At 57.3% G+C, this 21017-nt stretch carries 17 protein-coding genes; 6 read left to right on the forward strand and 11 right to left on the reverse strand.

Features of this window, described 5'->3' with window-relative positions; translation table 11 throughout:
* Nucleotides 1–13 precede the first annotated feature (13 nt).
* A complete protein-coding gene (locus tag PKC29_06820) occupies nt 14–3721 on the reverse strand; it encodes an AsmA-like C-terminal region-containing protein (protein ID HML95126.1) in 3708 nt (1235 codons plus the stop codon).
* A gap of 49 nt (nt 3722–3770) precedes the next feature.
* On the reverse strand, nt 3771–4223 hold the full coding sequence (locus PKC29_06825) for a hypothetical protein (protein HML95127.1): 453 nt from the start codon (nt 4221–4223) through the stop codon (nt 3771–3773).
* A gap of 177 nt (nt 4224–4400) precedes the next feature.
* Here PKC29_06825 and PKC29_06830 point away from each other — a divergent pair, with 177 nt between their 5' ends.
* Complete coding sequence (locus tag PKC29_06830; GenBank protein ID HML95128.1) at nt 4401–5201, forward strand: biotin--[acetyl-CoA-carboxylase] ligase; 801 nt, start codon at nt 4401–4403, stop codon at nt 5199–5201.
* Here the strand turns inward: PKC29_06830 and PKC29_06835 are convergent.
* From PKC29_06835 to PKC29_06845, 3 genes are all read right to left on the reverse strand, one after another.
* A complete protein-coding gene (locus tag PKC29_06835; GenBank protein HML95129.1) occupies nt 5188–5547 on the reverse strand; it encodes a hypothetical protein in 360 nt (119 codons plus the stop codon). The genes PKC29_06830 and PKC29_06835 overlap by 14 nt on opposite strands.
* A gap of 90 nt (nt 5548–5637) precedes the next feature.
* Nucleotides 5638–6642, reverse strand: a complete 1005-nt coding sequence (locus tag PKC29_06840) for a tetratricopeptide repeat protein (GenBank protein HML95130.1) — start codon at nt 6640–6642, stop codon at nt 5638–5640.
* Nucleotides 6643–6684: 42 nt separating this feature from the next.
* Nucleotides 6685–7218 (reverse strand): hypothetical protein, encoded by a 534-nt coding sequence (locus tag PKC29_06845; protein HML95131.1) that lies wholly within the window; start codon nt 7216–7218, stop codon nt 6685–6687.
* Between the two features lie 321 nt (nt 7219–7539).
* On the opposite strand from PKC29_06845, the gene PKC29_06850 reads away from it, so the two are divergent.
* The 5 genes from PKC29_06850 to PKC29_06870 all read left to right on the forward strand — a co-directional run bounded on the left by PKC29_06850 (nt 7540) and on the right by PKC29_06870 (nt 12040).
* Nucleotides 7540–8136, forward strand: coding sequence for a prepilin-type N-terminal cleavage/methylation domain-containing protein (locus tag PKC29_06850; GenBank protein ID HML95132.1), 597 nt, complete (start codon nt 7540–7542; stop codon nt 8134–8136).
* Nucleotides 8137–8447: 311 nt separating this feature from the next.
* Nucleotides 8448–9047 carry a prepilin-type N-terminal cleavage/methylation domain-containing protein gene (locus tag PKC29_06855; protein ID HML95133.1) on the forward strand — a complete coding sequence of 200 codons (600 nt, stop codon included), beginning with the start codon at nt 8448–8450 and terminating at the stop codon, nt 9045–9047.
* Nucleotides 9048–9139: 92 nt separating this feature from the next.
* On the forward strand, nt 9140–10090 hold the full coding sequence (locus PKC29_06860; GenBank protein HML95134.1) for an ABC transporter ATP-binding protein: 951 nt from the start codon (nt 9140–9142) through the stop codon (nt 10088–10090).
* 48 nt (nt 10091–10138) lie between these two features.
* The gene (locus PKC29_06865) at nt 10139–10942 is read left to right on the forward strand and encodes an ABC transporter permease (protein ID HML95135.1); all 804 of its coding nucleotides are present in this window, start codon (nt 10139–10141) and stop codon (nt 10940–10942) included.
* Between the two features lie 9 nt (nt 10943–10951).
* Nucleotides 10952–12040 (forward strand): hypothetical protein, encoded by a 1089-nt coding sequence (locus tag PKC29_06870; GenBank protein HML95136.1) that lies wholly within the window; start codon nt 10952–10954, stop codon nt 12038–12040.
* Between the two features lie 4 nt (nt 12041–12044).
* On the opposite strand, the gene greA is transcribed toward PKC29_06870, so the two are convergent.
* The 6 genes from greA to argS form a co-directional block, all read right to left on the reverse strand.
* On the reverse strand, nt 12045–12521 hold the full coding sequence (gene greA, locus PKC29_06875) for a transcription elongation factor GreA (GenBank protein HML95137.1): 477 nt from the start codon (nt 12519–12521) through the stop codon (nt 12045–12047).
* Nucleotides 12522–12638: 117 nt separating this feature from the next.
* Nucleotides 12639–15830: a carbamoyl-phosphate synthase large subunit gene (carB, locus tag PKC29_06880; GenBank protein ID HML95138.1), complete on the reverse strand. Its 3192-nt coding sequence runs from the start codon at nt 15828–15830 to the stop codon at nt 12639–12641.
* A gap of 247 nt (nt 15831–16077) precedes the next feature.
* Entirely contained in the window at nt 16078–16800 is a 723-nt protein-coding gene (locus PKC29_06885; protein HML95139.1) for a CDP-alcohol phosphatidyltransferase family protein, read from the reverse strand.
* A 113-nt stretch (nt 16801–16913) separates the two neighbouring features.
* A complete protein-coding gene (locus tag PKC29_06890) occupies nt 16914–18494 on the reverse strand; it encodes an SPOR domain-containing protein (GenBank protein ID HML95140.1) in 1581 nt (526 codons plus the stop codon).
* A 42-nt stretch (nt 18495–18536) separates the two neighbouring features.
* Complete coding sequence (locus tag PKC29_06895; GenBank protein HML95141.1) at nt 18537–19325, reverse strand: SPOR domain-containing protein; 789 nt, start codon at nt 19323–19325, stop codon at nt 18537–18539.
* Nucleotides 19326–19328: 3 nt separating this feature from the next.
* Nucleotides 19329–21008: an arginine--tRNA ligase gene (gene argS, locus PKC29_06900; protein ID HML95142.1), complete on the reverse strand. Its 1680-nt coding sequence runs from the start codon at nt 21006–21008 to the stop codon at nt 19329–19331.
* Nucleotides 21009–21017 lie beyond the last annotated feature (9 nt).

Genomic DNA, 21017 nt, shown 5'->3' on the forward strand with positions numbered 1-21017 from the left:
TTCGTCTCCTCGCTCAGTTGGTTTCGATCATCGGGCCGCCCGATTGCGACCTCCGGGCTATTTCCCTTATGACCGATACGAGATGTGATATCGATATCGAGTTCTTTATCGGGTCGGCCTGTATGGACAGGTTTTTAAAGCCCAGAATGGAATTCGATATCTCGAACTTCTTGAACGTTATTACGCCGTCATTAATATAACCTGAAATCTCCCCCGTATCATAGCTCCTGTTCGAGCCGAGTATGAGCCTTTCCTTCGCCCCTAACTGATCGAGGAGGGCCTTGCCTATCGTTCTCTGCTCTTTCGGCGAGCTCACGGCCCAGAACTCGAAGGGCCCGTTCACGGTTCCGGTGTCGCCGCCCTTGCCGGCCAGCCAGATGAGTCCGTTCACGCGGCCCGTGATGTATTCCTGGGTCGGTGAGAGCCGTGCCGAAATGCCTTCGAGGCTTACGTCGTTAAAGAGGAACGAGAAGTTGTACGCGCTCTCGCCGCCGCCGTAATCGAAGAGCCCCGTCCCGTAGAGCTTTCCGCCGAAGAAGTCAGATACGAGCCTGGCGATGGTGAGCTTGTCGTTGTCGGCTTCGAGCTCGCACTGGATATTCTGGAATTTAAGAATCCCGTACTCTATCTCGCCTATCCTGAGATGGTCGAGCGTGTCTCCCGCCGGAGTATCACGGAGGGATTTGTGATATTTCTTGTAGACGTCCCTGTCGAGCTCGAGCCCCGCGTCGAGAAATGCCGCAAGGGGATTTTCGGCCGTTCCGCTTTCCTTGATGGTGAGCGCCCCGTTAATATTCCTGACGCTGAGAAGGGCGCCGCCCATGTATCCGGAATACGAGGCGTTTTTGAATGTGATATCGCCCCTCCACGACATTTCGGGGCTGAAGAGGTTCACGAATTCCGCGCTCATCGCCGCGCTCCCGTCGAGCCTCGCCTCGCCGACGGACTGAGGCATAAAGGGGGCGAGAAGCCCGGAAAGGCTCTTAAGGGATACATCCTGCATAAGGAGCTCGGTCTTTACGGGGCCTGAAAGTATATTTTCCATCTCTCCCTCGACTCTCACGCTCGTCCCCTCACTGTCCCTTATAAACCCTTCCCTGACCGATAAGGTTTCACCGGACGTGGCGGCGTCGACCCCGGCCTGAAGCAGCACCCTGCCCCCCGCGCCGTCCTGAATGGCGAGGCCTGAAACGTCGATCTTGCCCGAGCCTTCGGGAAGAGAGCCTGGCGTCAGGAACCCCGAGTAATTTATACGCGCCCACCGCATTGCGATTTCGCGGGTGGCTGTCTTTATCAGGGAGTTGTTGAGAGCGACGTTGACGGAGAGCCTCGTCCTCTCGCCGGAGGTGAGTATATCTACCTTGCCTCCGAGGTCGCCGCCGCGGAGCCTGCCCGAGATGCCGCTTACGGAAACGCCCTCGGGCAGCGGCGCTATGTTCATGGCAAGGTTTTCGATAGTTTCGGACGTGACGGTCGTCGCGGGTGAGTTTATAACGCCCTCCCACCCCCTTTCGTTCTTCGACGAATCGAGTATGGTGAACCGGCCCGTCATCCCTTCGGACCTTATCCTGTCATTAAAAACGGAGAGCACGCCCCCCGAGAAGGTTATCTCGTACGGATAGCCGCCTTTGTCCTTTCCGAAAACGACCCCGGCCTTTTCTGCATCGAACACGCCTATGTCTTCGATTTGGGCCCTGACGGCGCGTATGTCTATGGAATCGCTGTCGTACTCGTATTCGGCGGAGACGGACGGGAGCCCGATGCTGTTAAATACCCCGCCGCTTCCCTCTATGTTGCCCGAGAAGCCTTCCCGCCCGCTCCTGTCGATGACGAGGCGCTCCCTGAATTTGCCGAGCGCGACGTCCATGCCGAGCACACGAAAGCCCGAGCCGCGCGATGCCACCCGGAGCGCCCAGTCCCCGCCGAGGTCCATCGAGAAGCCGAGGTCCTCCACCTGGCCGCGCTCTATGAAGAAATCGGAGAAGGAAAGCTTTTCGTAGCCGAGCTCTTTATCCTTGATAGAGATCCTTCCGTAGGGCTCCCCGGCGCCGTCTTTCGCCTCCGTAAGGCCGGTTGCGTATTCCACCCTCACGGGTGCGGCGGTCGAGGCGCGGGACAGTTTGAAATCCCTCCCCTCGCCGAGATTTATTTCGAGGTCATTTACGGCGAAAGATACGTCCGCCGCATATCCGCCGCCCTCGCCTTTGAAGTCGGCGCTGACGGATTCCGCCCGGCCCGCTATGTCGAACGGTATCAGGCCTTCGGGGATTCGAGAGACGTCGAGATCGCGTCCCTCGATTTTGCCAGAGAGCGCGCTCTTTGCGCCCTTGACGCCGAGCCCGGCGGCGCCCGATACGCCGCCCCCGAGGTACTTCGCGCTCAGGTCCGCGAGCTTAACTTCAGCGATGCCGAACGATTCGCGAGCCGCCGTGCTGACCGACGTCGATACATCTTTCACTTCGCCCACGGCATTCGAGGCTACGGTCCCGGCGGTGCATTTGCCGGTAGAGTCCTGCGCAAAGGGGGGCTGGAGACGCTGCGATGTATCGAGCGTACAGTCGAGCCCCCGAATGTCGAGCGCGCCGTCACCGTATTCGAAACCGGCATTATCGACGAGGAGCTTCCCGGTAAGTCCGAGGTCGCCCTTTTTGAGCGAGCCCGTGATCTTTAAATCCTCGGCCTTCGCCGTGCCCGATATCTTCCCGGCGTCGAGCCACGGGAGGCGATTTACGATGTTGGAGATATCGCCCTCGCCCGAGGAGCCCGAGAGGTCGAAAACGGCGTCGCCCGTCGCGTCTTTTATTTCACCGGTAAAATTTCCCGTGAGGACTCCGAGAACGTCGAAACCGAGCTTCCCGAAGGATACGGTGTCGGCGGCGCGGTCGAAATCGAGGGCGTAGCCGAGCTCGGCGAGCCGGGGCGCGCTCCCGTCGCCCTCGCCCGTGAGCGTGACCGTTCCCGAAGACTTCACCGTCTCGGCCGCACGGAATTCTATCTCGGCCCCGGCCGAAACGTCCGCCGGCCCGGCGCCGTCTTCGGCCGTAAGCGGAATGCCGCTCAGCCCGTCCGCGGTAAGGACGAGCTTGCCGTCCACCGCGCCCTCCCGGAGATTTATCGAGCCGGCTATTTCGGTATCGACGCCATTTACGTTCACGTCACCGGCGGCGCTTATTTCGTCGTAACCGCCGTCGCCGCCTCTCTTGATTATGAGAACGTTCATGGATTCGGACGTGAGCGTAAAGTCCGGCGATATCTCGAACGCCGCATCCCTTATCCTGACGCGCTCCACCTCGACGGATACGCCCCCACCCCTGCCCTCGCCCCCGCCGGACCTGAAGATATCGATCAGCCTGTCGGCGGCCTTGGCGTCGTACCTCACCACCGGGCGCTCGACGTAGACGTCCCCTATCCTGACCTTCCGGCCCAGTATGGAGGATATTATCGAAGGATTGATTACCACCCTGCCGATCTCGACGTAGGGCTTTCCGCCGTCCGGTGAAGACATCACGGCGCCCCTTACCCCGAGCCTGAAGAGCGGGTCGAACGAGGCGTCGTCGTAGCGGAGATCGTAGCCCAGCTCGCGGGCGAATTCGTCGACGTAAGCCGGGCCTTCCGCGCCGAGCTTGTGATTGAGGAAAACGTTCAGGAAAACAAGCGCAGCCAGGAGGAGGACAAAGAAAAGGAAGAGCAGCTTTACGTACCCTTTCTTGAGCACTGCCATGCTATAAGATATTAAACGACCGGGTATCTATTTGAAAGCGGCAATTATGTCAGCCGGGGGACAGCGTCAGCGGGCTTTGAGGGATTTCGACCGGTTCGACGGTCCTGGCCCTTACGACGTTCTTGATCTTGTAGAGGAAGTAACTCTTTTCCTTCCAGAACCTGCCCATTATTCTTATTTCGTCCCCCTTGGCGATGCGGGTGCCGTCGTCCTCGAAGTAAACGTTGACCTTGTTTTTCTCCGGGTCTTTCAGCTCGAAAATAGCGAACCTTTCGCCCTTGAGCGACTGTTTGTACTCTACCTTCGTCACCCTGCCTTCGAGCGAGACCTTGAGCTTGTCGAACTGTTTGGGGTTTGAGACGACCTCGGCAATGGTGACGTGTATGATATTCGATCCCGTTCCGGGGGCGTCGATGTCAGCGGGCTCGTTCTCTCCCTGTGCGCCTGCATGGACCACGGGAATCAACAACAAGGCCAGGATTAAAAAAGTGATAATCTTCATAAAAACACTCACTTCCCTTTAAAACGTTATGTTGATAGTATATGCATCGGCCGGCGATATTCTATGCCCCGGGCCGAAATTCCATATCCCAAGAGCCGGCGAAATACGCCGGGAAGGGTTAAATTAACCTTCGCAACCGGTTACAATTGCAGGAGAAAATCAGAGGGGGACGCAAACATGTCGACTATATTCGTCCGGAAGTTAAACGGGCTTTTGAAAACGGAGCTCATGGGGAAGGTCATACATTATCACGAGGAGACCGGCTCGACCAACTCCGTACTCTACAGGCTGGCCGAGAACGGCGCGTCCGAGGGGACCGTTGTCGTAGCCGACATGCAGACCGAAGGCAAGGGGAGGCTCGGGCGGACATGGATATCCCCGCCGGGCGTAAACCTTTATTTATCCGTCCTCCTGAGGCCCTCCATAGCCGCGTACGACGCCCCTCTCCTTACGTTCACGGCATCCATAGCTATAGCAGAGACTATGAAGAGAACGGGAATCCCGGAGCCGACCATAAAGTGGCCGAACGACGTCGTCATAGACGGCAGGAAGGCGGCCGGCGTGCTCACCGAAATGAAGCTCAAGGGTGAAAGAGCGGAATTCGTAATCGTCGGCATAGGCGTGAACATCAACATGACCGCCGAGGCGATGAGGCGCGACATGGGGGAGGTATCGAAAACGGCGACGTCGCTCAGGGAAGCGCTCGGGAGGGAAATAGACAGGGCCAAGTTCACGGCGGACCTCCTCTTGGAGCTCGAAGCCTGGTACCGGACGTTCACCGGGCGCGGGAAGTCCGCCTTGCTCGCCGAATGGACGGAGAGGTGGGGCGCACGCGGGCAGAGGGTCTGGGTGAGTCTCGAGGATAAGACCGCCTTTCAGGGGATCGCCGAAGGAATAGACAACGACGGACACATGCTCGTGAGAAGGGAAGACGGCGAGCTCGTTACAGTCGTCGCGGGGGACGTCAGCACGCTTTAGCCGGGAATTCACCGGACGGCGTGCGGACCAGAATTAAAATTTCGTCGCGCACATTTTTCATAAGAGCCGTCCATTCGCTTATGAGCGAGGCGTCGTTTTCGGGGAGAGTCTTTCTTATCTCGATGCCCGTCCGCGTCGGCTTCACGCGGCAATCCTTGTAAGACTCGTTTATCTTCGCGCCGAACCTGTAAAGCGCTTTGACGGTGCTGCCGTCCGCGCCGCTGAACCTCGAAACCAGGATGATTTCCTGGTCGAATCCTTCGAAGACCAGGCTCCAGAGGCTTGCGCCCGATTCCATGCCGAAAGAAAGGGTTATCCTGTCGGGCTCTTTCGTTTCGTTCCCCATATGAACCCCCGGGTCACCGGCCTTACGGAAAAAAGGAGAGGCGCCGGAACGGGCAGCCCGTTCCGGCGCACGTGATTTAAATGCCTGTTTTTACTGACCGCCGCCGCCAAGCGCCGCAAGCCTTTCCCTCGCCGTAGCGGCATAACCCGCGTACTGACCCTGTTCGAGGGACATTTCGAGAAACTTCCTATAATACATTATAGCCTGCTGGGCATTATTTTCCCTGTCGTATCCCTGTGCTATGAAGAAGTAGGAATCCGGGTAGTTCGGATTGAGCGTGATGGCCTCCTTCTGGCGGGCGATACTCTGATTGAGCTGGTTCATGTAGAAGTAGGTGATCCCGAGGTTCATGTACGCCGGCGCGTATTTGGGATTGAGCTGTATCGCTTTCTGATACTCGTCGATCGCCGCGTTGTAGTTACCCTGGGTCCTCAGCACGGTGCCGAAGAGGTTGTGGATCTGCGCCGAGGGAGCTATTTCGGCGGCCTTCCTGAAATACTCGCTCGCCTGGCCGTAGGAGCGCTTCTTGTAGAAGTAGGCGTTCCCGAGGCCTATGTAGGCGGGGATGTATTCGGGATCGAGCTCGATGACCTTTTTGATTTCGGGCGAATCGGGATTCTCGCCGCTCGCTGCCCAGAGAACGTAAAGGGCTTCGGGGTTGTTCGGGTTCTGAGAGAGAACTTTTTTCGCCGTGGCTATGGCCTCTTTTTCCCAGCTTAGATGAAGGTAGTTGTAAGCGAGCGCAATCTGCGTCTGTTCGAGATTCGGGCCGAGCTCGAGCGCCTTCACTATATTCTTGTACGCGAGATTGTAAAACTCTTCGTAGTCTTCCTTGACCTGATACCTGTAAGAACCCATGAACGAATATACTTCGCCGAGGCCGGCGTATGCCGCCGCGTCCTTGGGGTTGGCCTGAATCGCGCGGTTGTAAAGCGATATGGCTTCCTCGAATCCTTCCGGGGTGAACTTAAGGAACGCCTCTCTCGCCTGCTTGTCCAGCGCGGCCGCATCCTCGGCCGAAGCCGGCAATGCGGCAAGCTGCAAAACCCCGAAAACGGCGGCGGGGAGCAGCAGATAAAGAATGAATTTTCTCATCACTACCTCCATGGAATTTACCCTCAGAAAGATTATAAATTTTTACTGGTAAGTCTCAAGTATGTACTTCACTATTTCCTCGGCGAGGCTCTCGTATATATCCTTCGCCATGAACCCGAGTGAGCTGAAGCCGTTTACCTCCCCCGTTGAAATCTCGTCCCCGGTAGCTTTATTGACGATGGCCAGCTTTATGGTTATGGCAACCTCGCCGAACTTGAGCGAGCCGCCCTCGAAGGAAACGTCCGAGCTCGGCCTGTATTCGCTTACCTCTCCCAGCACTACAACGGTGTCCGTCGCGGGGATGTTTTCGATCTTGCCGAACTTCACTTCCTTGAACTTGTTCTTGGATTCGAGTAGCGCCGCCGCCTGCTCGGGGACCTTGGACAGGGCCTCTTCGGGGAAGTTCACTATCTCCGTTTCAAAATTCTCGAACTGGACGGCCTGGTACTGCTGGAGCTTCGTCGTCGTGGGGGTGAAGTAGGAAGTAGTCTTTATATTGGTGCAGCCCGGGATCAGGAGCGCGAGCAAAGCCAGCGATAACACAGTAAGACGGACGGAATTATTTGCTCTCCTCATTGAGAACCTGCCTCCTTTGTAAATAAGTACTATAAAATAGCATACTTCCCAGATTTGATAAATATTAATGTGGTAAAATCTGTCTTAATGGGGGCCACGGAGGCAGCATGACGCATTTTGTCACGTGTTGCACACGCGTGACAAAATATGTCACCTAATGCGAGTTTTCGGATCCCGGCATATTCATCGGCGATCTTAATATAGACAACAAACTATCATTGAATAATGGGATGTTATAGAGAACGACGCTTCGGGGCGCGTTGATGGCACGGGCTTTGCAGAGATTCTAATTAAATTCAAATCCGAAAAGGAGGTTTTGATATGTCACGCAAGGAAATCAGACGTAAAAAGGATGAGAAAGGTTTTACGCTCATAGAGCTCCTGGTCGTTGCGGCCATCATCGGCATACTACTCGCGATAGCTATACCCAACCTTATGAAGGCCAGGATGTCGGCTAACGAGGCGAACGCCAGGAAGTCGATGCAGACCCTCAGGGACGCCGAAGGCGAGTACTTCGAGCAAGACCTGGATAACAACGGGCAGAGGGATTTTATAGATAATATAGGGAGCTTAAGCGATAGCCCGTCGCTTAGAGCCCCGGACGAGAACGAAAACACCGAAGAGAACGCCCTTATAGACAGCAGCTTTGAAGGTGCGGTAGCTACAGGCGAAACCGCTGAGTGCACTGATTCCAAGGCGGGATATTGCATAAAATGGGATGAGGCAATAGTAGAGGCTTCACAAGATTCCTTCGACGACTTCGGCTGGCAGACCAGTATGACGAGCTACAACAAGACCGGAAGAAGGGACTTCTCCGTGTACGGCGATGGTGCCATCAGGTGTACCGTAAGCAGCATTGACACCGCAGGTGATCCGGGCGCATTCGATGCTGACCGCGAATCACCGGGATGCGACTAATACGAAACGTATTTAACCTGTAGAATCAAGATATAGAATACGCGGGGAGGGATTCCGAAAGGAAGTCCCTCCCTTTATTATATGTGCCATATTATACTGTGTGAGATACGACAGTCGATGACATTTGCACAGGCGTGACAAAATTTGTCATCAGTTTCTGAAGAAGAGGAGCGGAAGCGGAAGTCCGATATCCGCCTGCATGATATAAATCAACAATAGCAGTAAATTAGAAAATTAGCATAAGACCTAAGGCCCTGGTGACGTTTTTGGTATGCAAATTGCAATTATAAAAGCGGGAAATGGTAAAAGCCATGAACAACTTTCGTAATTCTGCCCGCGACAATGGTTTTACGCTCATAGAGCTGCTAGTCGTGGCGGCGATAATAGGCATCCTGCTTGCGATTGCGATACCCAATCTTTTAAAGGCCCGTATATCCGCAAACGAGGTAAACGCGAGAAAGGCTCTACAAACCCTGAAGGACGCCGAGTACGAATACTTCGAGCAGGACCTCGACGACGACGGGACGAGGAATTTCACTAATTTGATCGGCTCGATGGGAACAGCAGGCTCGCTCAGGGACCCGTCGGGAATGGACGACGAGCAGGACGCCCTCATAGATGCCACTTTCGAGTATGCAGTAGTTGAGGATGGAAGTGTAGCGGACTCGGCAGACTGCTTGGATCCTAAGGCGGGCTACTGCCTTTCATGGAGCGGCGACGCGGAAGCAGACGCGCTTTCGCTCCAGGGCGACTTCGGATGGGAGGCCTCCATGACGAGCGCCAAGGTAAACGGGAGAAAGGATTTCTCGGCCTTCGCCGACAAGGTCATAAAGTGCACCGTGACGACGCAGGGCTCGGGCGCCGTCGGCACGTTCGAATCCTCGAGGACGGATTCGGACTGCGATGGCTGAAGGCGCCGAAGGGCCGTCCCTGGATTTGGCATCCTCTACTTATAAACTTGTTGCTTCAAAAGACCTGAGGACATATATTTAGTTGTCTCGTTATGTCTGACGCGCTTCGTATTACAAATCTCGTAAAGGACTACAAGACCGGGTTTCTCGGCAAGATGACCCGCGTGCTCAGGAACGTGACGTTCTCCGTCGAGAAGGGGGAGATATTCGGCTTCATCGGCCCGAACGGCGCCGGCAAAACCACCACGTTTAAATCCATACTCGGGTTCGCGAAACCCACGGAAGGAACCATCGAGCTCCTGGGCAGGGATTCGGGAGACCCCGATGCCAAGCGCAAGATCGGCTATCTCCCGGAGAACCCCTACTTCTACGATTACCTCACGGGAGAGGAGCTACTGATCTACATGGGCGAGCTCCACGGTCTCGGGCGCAAGTATCTTACGGAAAAATCGGGCGAGCTCCTGGAGAAGGTGAGGATGTCCCACGCCGGTAATGTGCAGATGAGAAAGTATTCGAAGGGGATGCTCCAGAGGATAGGAATCGCGCAGTCACTCATCAACGACCCCGAGTTCATAATCCTCGACGAGCCGATGAGCGGGCTCGATCCCATAGGCAGGCGCGAGATAAAGGACCTCATACTCGAAGAGAAGAGGAAGGGGAAGACAATACTCTTGAGCTCGCACATGCTTTCGGACGTCGAGGCGCTCTGCGACCGCGTCGGAATAATAATGGGCGGAACGCTCATAAAGACGGGGACACTCGGCGAGCTTTTGAAGGAGATACACACCGACTACGAGATGCACGTCGAGGGAGCGCCGGAAGAAATCAAGGGAGCGGTAAAGGATATGCCTGTCGAGATGGAGCACAGGGCGGGTTACGTCGTGCTCAAGTTCGACGAGGACATAAGGCGCGGCGTGATAGAGGCCGTGTCGAAAACGAAGGCCGAAATAATATCGCTCCATCCCGTAAGGAGATCGCTCGAAGGGCTCTTCGTCGAGGAGGCGAAGAAGGAAAGCCCGGTAAAGGAAGGCGCCGGGGCATAGTCCCCGTGCAGGCAGCCACCGCTCCGGAAGCACACGACGGAAAACGAGATGAGAAGAATTTTAAGCGTTGCGCACAACACGTTCATGGAAGCCATAAGGGACAGGGTGCTCTACAGCCTCGTCCTCTTCGCGCTCCTTATGATAGTGAGCTCCCTCGTTTTCGCAAGCATATCGGCCGAGCAGTACAACAAGATAGTAAAGGACCTCGGCCTCACTGCCATATCCGTAATCGGGATACTTATCTCCGTATTCCTCGGCATAGGGCTCGTTTATAAGGAGGTCGAGAAGAAGACCGTCTACAACATATTCTCGAAGCCCGTGAGGAGGTACGAATTCATACTCGGGAAGTATCTCGGGCTCGGCCTTACGCTGTTCATTATCACGCTCGGAATGGCGCTCATACTTTTCCTCATCGTCCTTTACATCGAGATAAAATACGCGGGACTCATAAACTTCTATTACGGCGGGCACTTCTACGCGGAATTCTTTAACGCGGTCTATTTCGAGTACCTGGAATTCCTGATCGTCATCGGGATTGCGCTCGTCTTTTCGAGCTTCACGACGCCCGTCATGAGCGCACTGTTCACGTTCTTCGTTTTCGCCATAGGGAGATTTTCGAGTGACATACGGCTGTTCGCGGAGGAAATCAAAAATCCCGTCACGGCCGTTTTCTCCGAGGCGGTTTACAGGGTGATCCCGAACCTCGAAAAATTCGACGTCAGGAACGAGGCCGTTTACGGGGGGACCGTAAACCCTGACCTCATACTGTATACCACGGCCTACGCCGTCATCTATGCCGCCGCACTCCTGATACTCGCGATAATCATATTCGAGAAGAAAGAATTCAAGTAAGTGATTGCCGTGAAGAAGGGTAGAACAACCATATTTGGCCTTATCGCTATCGCCGCGCTCGTGGCGATATCGATACCGTTTCAGGTGAGGATAGACGACATAAGGGGGAAGTTCCGCTCCGTCGAGGAGAGCCTCTACCTGTCCTCGTCTTCGCTCAGGAAAATATCACTCGGATATACGGAGCTGCTCTCGGACATATACTGGATGAGGGCGATCCAGTATTTCGGAAGCAGAAAGACAGGAGAGCAGAACCCGGAGCTCCTCTACCATTACTTCGACATAATAACCGACCTCGACCCCCGGTTCGTTAACGCCTACAGGTACGGCGGCACGTTTCTCGCCGAGCCCGCCCCGTTCGGGCTCGGTAAGTTCGACATGGGCGTCTCGCTTATGGAGAAGGGGAGGAAGAACAATCCCGACAATTTCAGGCTGCCCCTCGAAGAAGCCTTCCTCTACTATTTTTACCCGAAGGACTACGTGAAGGCGGCGGAGCTCTTCCGGGAAGCCGCCCAAAAGCCCGGTGTCGCCGGGTCGAGGAAGGCGTCGGTGAAGGGTATGGCCGCCGCGGCGCTGGCCAAAGGCGGGAACAGGGACCTCTCGAAGGAGATATGGCAGATAATCTACGAAACGAGCCCGAGCGAAGGGAGGCGGAATTTCGCGTCCCGGAACCTCCAGGAAATAGAGACCATGGAGATGGAGGACGAGCTCACGGCGGCGCTTATCGAATACCGGAAGGATTACGGGAAGCTCCCCGGCTCGGTGAAAGAGCTGGCCGCCGCCGGGTACGTGAAGGGCGGCATTCCCGCCGCACCGATAGGCGGGGAGTTCGTCGTCGCCCCCGACCTCGGCACCGTGCGGAATACCGAGCTCGCATCGAGGAAGCTGAAGGAGGCGCTCGCGTTCCTCAACTCGAAGGCCGTCAGGTTCAGGAAGATATACGGCGGGTACCCGCGTGACCTCGGCGAGCTGAAAGCGTTCGTCGAGCAGGAAACGACCGGCGAATTCCCGGAGCATCCGATGGGAGAGGAATTCGTCTATGATCCCGCGTCAGGAATAGTCGAATCTGAATGGAAGTACGAAGAAAGTAAGGAGCGGTAAGCGCTCAGGAGATTTCGAGCACGATAAACTCCCTCACACCGCCCGGCGCATTGACCACGACTTCGTCGTCTATGCTCTTCCCTATGAGCGCCCTTCCTATAGGAGATGTGATCGAGATGAAGCCGTTTTCGGGCTCGGACTCGTCGGGGCCGACGAGCTGGTAGGTTACGGTCTCGCCCGTATCGAGGTTTTCGAGCTTGACCGACACGCCGAAGGTTACCCTGTCCTTGTTTTTCAGCGCGGCAGGGTCTATGACCTCTGCCCTGCTGAGCTTGCTTTCGAGCTCCTGTATCCTCCCCTCGACGAAGGACTGCCTCTGCTTCGCGGTTTCGTACTCGGCGTTTTCCGAAAGGTCTCCCAGCGACCTCGCGTATTCGATAAGCTTGATGACCTCCTGCCTTTCGACTGTCTTGAGCCTCTTCAGCTCCTCCTGGAGCTTCCTGTGCCCGTTCGGCGTCATCGGTACCCTTTCAATCGACATAATGCACTCTCCCTTGGCCGGCGTCTCCGGGACGGCCAAAACCAATGCTCTATAATGTTATAAACCTGGAACCTCGAATAAACCGGGTTGAATAAATTATACAACAATCGGGGATAACTAGTAATAGTCCTGGATGGCCTTTACCGTAAGCCCTTCCTTTATGAGGGCCTTTATGGCCGCCACGGCGGCTATCGCCGCGGAGACGGTCGTGAAGTAGGGGACCCTCTGGGTGAGCGCCGTCCTTCTTATGGTGTACGACTGCTCTATCTCCTTCTCCCCGAACGTGGTGTTTATGACGAGCTGCACCTCGCCGTTCTTCATGTGATCGACGACGTTGGGCCGTCCCTCGACTACTTTCTTCACCACGGTGCATTCGACGCCCAGCTCCCTGAGCCGGGCGGCCGTTCCCGTCGTCGCCATTATGCCGAAACCGAGGCCCGAGAGCTTCTTCGCGAACTCGGAGAGCCTCGGCTTGTCGTCGTCTTTTACGCTCACGAAGGCAGTGCCCGAAAGCGGGAGCTTGGCCCCAGCGGCCATCTGGGCCTTGGCGAAGGCCATTCTCATCTCACTGTCTATGCCCATCACCTCGCCCGTCGATTTCATCTCGGGGCCGAGTATCGTATCGACGCCGGGGAACTTGATGAAGGGGAACACCGATTCCTTTACGCATACGTGCCCGGGAATTATCTCTTCCGTAAAGCCGAGCTCTTCGAGCGTCTTTCCGGCCATGACCTTCGTGCCGAGCATAGCGAGAGGGACGCCTATGGCCTTGCTGACGAAGGGGACGGTCCTGCTGGCGCGGGGGTTGACTTCGAGTATGTAGACCTTGTCGTCCTTTACGGCGAACTGAATGTTTACGAGCCCGACGACGTTGAGGGCGAGCGCGAGCTCCTTCGTCTGGCGCTTTATCTCGTCCACCACCGCGGGGCTTATGGAGAACGGGGGAAGCACCATGGCGCTGTCGCCCGAGTGGACCCCTGCCTCTTCTATGTGTTCGAGGACGCCGCCTATGACGACCGTTTTTCCATCGGATATCGCATCGACGTCCACTTCCTTGGCGTCGTTTAAGAACCTGTCGATGAGGACCGGGTGATTCGGCGCTACCTTTACGGCCTCGGTTATATAGCGCTTAAGCGATTCCTCGGTGTAGACGATTTCCATAGCCCGGCCCCCGAGGACGTAGGACGGCCTTACGACTATGGGATACGTGACTTCGCCTGCTATGCGAAGCGCCTCCTCCTGGCTCCGGGCGATGCCGCTCTCGGGCTGCCGGAGGCCGAGACGCTCGATGAGGTCCCGGAACCGTTCCCTGTCCTCGGCGATGTCTATGCTGTCGGGGGAGGTGCCGATGATCCTGACGCCCCTCTTTTCGAGCGGTATGGCGAGCTTGAGAGGCGTCTGCCCGCCAAGGTGTACTATAACCCCCTCGGGGTTCTCCCTGTCTATAATTGCGAGGGTGTCTTCGAGTGTAAGGGGCTCGAAGTAGAGCCTGTCGGACGTATCGTAGTCGGTGCTGACAGTCTCGGGGTTACAGTTGACCATTATAGCCTCGTAGCCCTCTTCGCGGAGAGAGAACGACGCGTGGACGCAGCAGTAATCGAACTCTATGCCCTGCCCTATCCTGTTCGGCCCGCCGCCGAGTATGACGACCTTCCGCTTGTCCGTCGGGAGGGCCTCGTCTTCCGTTTCGTAGGTCGAATATAAATATGGCGTGTACGCCTCGAACTCGGCGGCGCAAGTATCGACCATCTTGTAGACGGGCGCTATGCCGGAGGCGAGCCTCATATCCCTGACGTCGCCCTCCGATTTCCCGAGGAGGGCGGCGATACGGATATCCGAAAAGCCGTACTCCTTGGCCTTCTTAAGGAGCGGGGCATCCGGGCTCCCGGAAGAGGCCTTGAGGCTCTCCTCCATGTCGGTTATCTGCTCGAGGTTCCTGAGAAACCACCTGTCGATTCGCGTGAGGGAATATATTTCTTCCATGTCGAGGCCCTGGCGGAAGGCGTCTGCCAGATACCAGAGCCTGTCGGAGTTCGGGGTCCTCAGCTTTTCCTTTATGAGCTCCGCGTCAGCAGTGCGCGGCTCGAAGCCGTAGGAATCTATTTCGAGCGACCTCATCGCTTTTAGAAGCGATTCCTTGAACGTCCTCCCGATGGCCATAACCTCGCCCACGGACTTCATCTGCGTCGTGAGCGTCTTGTCCGTCTTCGGGAATTTTTCGAACGTGAACCTCGGGATCTTGACGACTACGTAGTCTATAGTCGGCTCGAACGAGGCCGGGGTGTAGCACGTGATGTCGTTCGATATCTCGTCGAGCGTGTAGCCGACGGCGAGCTTTGCAGCGATCTTGGCTATGGGGAACCCCGTCGCCTTCGACGCAAGCGCAGAGCTCCGCGACACGCGCGGGTTCATCTCTATGACCACGACGCGCCCGTCCTCGGGGTTTACGCCGAACTGGATGTTCGAGCCCCCGGTATCTACGCCTATCTCCCTTATTATCGCGACCGAGGCGTCCCGGAGGCGCTGGTATTCCTTATCCGTGAGGGTCTGCGCGGGGGCGACGGTTATGCTGTCCCCGGTGTGGACGCCCATGGGGTCGAAGTTCTCTATGGAGCAGATTATGACGACGTTGTCCATCCCGTCCCGCATGACTTCGAGCTCGTACTCCTTCCAGCCGAGGACGGATTCCTCTATGAGCACCTCGCTCACCGGGCTTAAGTCGAGGCCCGATTTCGCGAACTCCTCGAATTCCTCCCTGTTGTACGCGACGCTCCCTCCGGAGCCGCCGAGCGTAAACGACGGGCGGATGATCACGGGGAAGCCGACCTCCTCCATGACAGCCCAGGCTTCTTCCATCGTGTGGGCGACGCCGCTCTTCGGGACGTCGAGCCCGATCTTGAGCATGGCGTCCTTGAAGAGCTCCCTGTTCTCGGCCTTTTTGATCGCCGGGAGCTTCGCCCCTATGAGCTCGACCCCGTATTTATCGAGCACCCCCGATTCTGCGAGATCGACCGCGAGGTTAAGCGCCGTCTGGCCGCCGAGCGTCGGCAGGAGCGCGTCGGGCCTTTCCTTCTCGATTATCTTTTCCACTATTTCCGGAACCAGCGGCTCGATGTAAGTGCGGTCGGCGAAAGTGGGGTCCGTCATTATAGTCGCGGGGTTACTGTTGACGAGGACGATCCTGTAGCCCTCTTCCTTGAGCGCCTTACACGCCTGCGTGCCCGAGTAGTCGAATTCGCACGCCTGTCCTATGACTATAGGGCCCGAGCCTATGAGCAGTATGGTTTTTATATCTTCCCTTCTGGGCATACGGTTCCTGCCTGTGAATACGAGTGTTTTGCGGGTTCGAAATGATGGGGCCATGCCGGGCGGGCACGCCCTCTATTTGAAGCCTATCATTTATACCTGTGAATTCGCCTCGTAGCAAATGCGAGTGACGGCCAATTGCATCGAAAAAGGTAATGATGGAGGACGGTAGACCATGCTGCGACGGAATCCGGGACGAAGCCCCCGCGTATCGTTCAGGACGGGGCGACGGCGGCCGCTCCGTGCGGATTCAGGCCCCTGCTTCGGGCCCGATCTTCTTTTGGACGTCTCTTTTTCTGAGCTCGGACATGACGTGGAACATCCTCTGGAGCGCCGTGTACGACGAGAAGACGAGCATCAGAATGAGGGAGAGCTTGAGGAGATAGTCGGCGGGAGGATACCCTATCCAGCCCGCGACGATGTTGCCGAGAAAGTTGAATACCGAGAGGACGCCCAGGTAGACGACCCTTTCCGTCCGCTGCATGATGCCGAGCTCGCACTTTACCCCCAGCCCCTCGGCGCGGGCCCTCGTGTAGCTCACCATCGTCGTCGAGACGAGTATAAGGAATACGACGTATGCGAATATGGAATCCCTGTAGAGACTCAGGAGTCCCAGGTATATGAAGGCCTCGGAGAACCTGTCGAGGCAGGAATCGAAAAACGCCCCGCTCTCGCTGCTTAGCCCCTGCGCCCGTGCGACGCGGCCGTCGAATATGTCGAACGTCGAGCCCGCGAGCACCAGCACGCCGCCCGCGAAAATCCATCCGTAGTGATAAAAGAGGCCGGTAATTGCGGATACCAGCAAGGTCGAGACAGTGAGCACGTTCGGGTGGACCCTGATCTTTAAGAGGTAGTCCTCTATCGGCAGCATCAGGAGAAGCCACCACGTCTTTATACCGCTCCCGAGGAGCTTGGTCGACTCCGGGCCCTTTTTGTTCTTAGACCTTTCTTTAATCTCTTCGGGGTTAGTCATATACGCAGTTATTCCTGTTTCATTGCACGGATTTAACGAATGAATAACAATATCCGTTTTAGCCCTTTCAGGCAAGAATGTGAAGAGTCCGGGTTTGCGAGCAGCATGACGCCTCAGTCGTTTTCGGCAACGAAGACGGATTTAAAGAGGGGGTCCTTTTTCTTGAGGCCTGCGGCGTAGGAGCCGGCCTCCTTCCTTACCTTAAAAGCGCCTATCCTCACCCTGTAGAGCTTGCCCTTGCCCGGTATGCTTGCAGGGACGACGTAGGCGTCGTATCCCTTTTTCCTTAGCCGGATGGCCAGATGGTCGGCGTCGTCGGGGAAACGAAGGGAAGCCACCTGTACTGAATAGCCCTTTTTCGAGAGGGATTTCGAGGCGGGCGAAGCCTCCCGTGGGCCGGCCCCGGGCTTTCCTGCTGCCGGCGTGTACAGGGCAAGCATCTGGCCCTCGACTATACCGGCCTTGAGCGCTATATCACCCGTAAGCGGGGAGCGCGGGGCGTCGTTCGAGGCCTTTCCGGAACCCGGGCCGGACGGAGCCTCCGTTTCCGTGACGACGGGCGGCGCTTCTTCAAGCGGCCTTTCGACGAGGTCGCCGCCGGACGCCGCGGCGGCTGTGACTATTTCGGGCTCGGGCGCAGTCTCGGGAGCCGAAGCAGCCGGGGCGGCGGGCTTCTCGCGGCGTGACGCAGGCGAGCCGGGGCGTGCGTGCATCCTTGCATCCATCTGCCTTGCGATTATCATCGCCTTATGTCCGTCGGGAGTATCGGCCGGGGAAGCGGGCGTATCGTTAACGCCGGGCCCGGGGGCCTCGGTGACGGCAAATTCAGGTGCGCCTTCGGGAGGCGGGCCTGAAAGAGTTTCCTCAGTTTTAATGCTATCGAAGGAAAGCGACTGCCTTACGGGCGGAAGGGCTTCTTCCCTGACCGCCGTCTCTGTTATGTCCGGGGCGGAATCCGAATGGGAGCTCCTTACAGGGGTTACGCCCCTTTCGTCTATCTTTACGACCTGAAGGCACGTATACGGCCGGTTGACGACCACTTCCCGCTCGCTCAAGACGAGGTCCACGGTGCCGGAGACGTCGGAGGGGCTTTCGAATACGAGCTTTCTCGGGGACTCCGAAAGCACGAACGGCTTTACGCCCCCGACGGTGAAGTCTGTCGTGGCGAAGTCGCCGTCGAAGGGGCCCTTTATCTCTATGAGTCGCCCCGCCTGCCCTACGACCGGGCACTGGTAATCGTAGGGAGTTGGCTTTTCGGGCCCCCGCGCGTCGTGTTTGGAAAACTGCACCGGGACGCGAGAGCCGCCGAGCCGTTTCCCGTCCCTGCCGACGAGCGTAAAAACGAGCGTGCTTCCGCCCGCGTTCTTCGGAACCTCGAAGGTGACTGACCCCTCGCCTACAGGGGCGCTGAAATAGCTCGTCTCGATTATAAGGCCGCTCAGGAGGGCCGAATTCTTTTCCCTCGCCCGCGCCGTCGTCCCTGCGGGGTATATCCTGAAAGAAGACGATACCCTGTCCCCGGCCGAAAGATCGTCGGGCAGGAATACGCGCACACGGCCGCCGGGGGCGTCGAATTCGAGCGTATGGACGCCGTCTTCCGGTTCTCCGTATGCGAAAGGTGCAAGGAAGCAGAAGAGGGCTGCAAGCGTTACCGCCTGGGTGATGAAGCGCTGTGCTCCTTTCGTCACATTCATAAGCGGGCCTGAAAACGCGTCCCCCAAGTGGTATGCCAGGGGTTAATTGTTGACGGTGATGAATACTATCTCTACTTCGGACTCGGCTTTTTTGAGACTATCACCGTATGCTTTCGCATCTTCGACATTCCTGAACGTCCCGACCCTCACCCTGTACCAGTACTTGTTATTGGGTGTCGCCATGGGCTTTACGAAAGCGGGGTATCCCTTCGCCTTAAGGGAGCCCGCGAGGCTGTTAGCCTGTTTCTGGTCCTGAAAAGAGCCTATCTGGACGGTGTAATCGCCCGACGGATCCACCTTCGGCATCTGGGGCTTCGGCGCGTTCGTCGCCTCCGCCGCCTCCTCCGCCCTCTTTTCTTCGGCGACGCTGCGCGCTATCTCGGCTAGCTTTTCGGCCCTCGCGTCGCGCGTCGGGGCCGGGGGCGGCGGTGCGGGCGTCCTGGGAGCTGGCGTCTTCGGCGCGGGGGTTTTCGGTGCGGGCGTCGGGACAGGCTTCGGCGTCGGCACGGGCGGCGGCGGTGCAGGATCGGCCTTCGCCATAACCGCGTCTTCCGTGGGAGTGTCGCCCTCGTCCTCGACGGGGAAGCTTTCGGGAAGCGGCTCGCCGGGACTTTCGGCCGGCTGCTCCGGGGCCTCGGCGGTTTCGTCGTCAAACGGAGCTGCCGGAGGCGCGGGCGGCTGCTCGTTAAAAGAGCGCGTCGTCTGGAAGCTCTCCTTGTTGAGCCCCTTTCCGACGAACACACCTACACCGAACACGACCATGAATAAAATCACGAACGCAACGAAGAAGGCGAGTATACGAGATTTTCCGGAGGAGTTATTCCTGCTCATGCGTCACATCCTGTCAGGGGCCGATATGCCCAGGAGCCCGAGACCGTTACTGAGGACCGTGCGGACGCTCTTTATCAGATAAAGCCTTGCGCCGCTCAGGGCCCTGTCGTCATCGATGACCCTGTGTTTATTGTAATAACTGTGAAAATCCGCCGCAAGCTCCTGGAGGAAATATGCTACCTTGTGCGGCGAGAGCGTTTCTGCGCTGTCGGCCACGACCTCGGGATAAAGGAGGAGCTTTTTTATGAGCGCGATCTCGTCGGGCTCGGTCAGGAGGCCGACCGCTTCGCCGGAAGCCTCGAGGCCTTCGCCTTCAGCCTTACGGAATATGCTCGCTATCCTGGCGTAGGCGTATTGAATGTAGAAGACGGGGTTTTCGCTCGATTCCTTCTGGGCGAGCTCGAGGTCGAAGTCGAGGTGGCTCTCCGAGCTCCGCATGAGGAGGAAGAACCTCATGACGTCCGGGCCGACCTCGGTAAGGACGTCCCTCATGGTGACGTAGCTGCCGGCGCGCTTCGACATGGCGACCTCGACGCCGTTACGCATGAGCCTCACGAACTGTATGAGTATCACCCTGAACACGGATTCGTCGTAACCGAGCGCCTTGAGCGCGGCCCTAAGCCTCGACACATGGCCGTGATGGTCCGCCCCCCAGACGTTTATTATGCCGTCGAACTCCCTCTCGTATTTGTCGGCGTGGTAGGCGATGTCGGCGAGAAAGTACGTCGGGCTGCCGTCGCTCTTTATCATCACCCAGTCCTGGGGATCCCCGTAGCGCGTTGCCATAAACCAGAGTGCGCCTTCCCTCTCATCGAGCGCGCCCTTCTCGCGGAGAAGCTCCTTTACATGCTCGATCCTCGTCCTCCTGCCGGGCGACGAGAGCGCGTGAATCTCGTTTCTCTCGCTGTACCAGACGTCGAAACGGATTCGCGCTTCGGCCAGGTCTTCTTTTATGGAGCCGAGGAGCGTAGCCTCCGCGTATTCCCTGCAGTACTCGACAGCTTCGGCGACTTTATCCGACGCGAGCAGCTCGTCGCCCTTTTCGGTCATAACGGCGGCGGCGATTTCCTTTACGTAATCGCCCTTGTAGCCGTCCTCGGGTATCCCGGCGTCTATGCCGAAGAGCTCGCGGTACCTTGCGTAAACGGACTCGCCGAGAAGGTCCATCTGACGCCCGGCGTCGTTTATGTAAAACTCCCTCGTCACGTCGTACCCCGACGCCGAGAGTATGTTCGACACGGCGTCGCCGACGACGGCGTTACGCGCGTGGCCGATGTGGAGGAACCCGGTGGGGTTCGCGCTGACGAATTCGAGGAGGACTTTCTTCCCCTTCCCGAGATTCGAGGCGCCGTAGCTCTCGCCGAGCCTTTCGACCTCGGCGAGCTTGTCCACCATGGCGTTTTCCCTGACGAAGAAATTTATGAAGCCGGCCCCGGCGATGTCCACCTTTTTAAAAAGGCGCTCGCTCTCGGGCGGGAGATTTTCGATTATGAGCTCGGCCACGCGGCGGGGGTTCTCGCCCATCTTTTTGGCCAGTACCATGGCCGTGTTGATCGAGAAATCGCCGAACTCCTTTCGTTTCGGGATTCCGACCTCGATTTCGACAGCGAGGTCCGTGAGGTTAATCTTTTTCCCTATGTTTTCTACTGATTCGAGTACGACTCTTTGTATGTCTTCTTTCATATCGGCACC

The sequence above is a fragment of the Thermodesulfobacteriota bacterium genome (genome assembly GCA_035325995.1).
GTDB lineage: Bacteria > Desulfobacterota_D > UBA1144 > Nemesobacterales > UBA2774 > JADLGH01.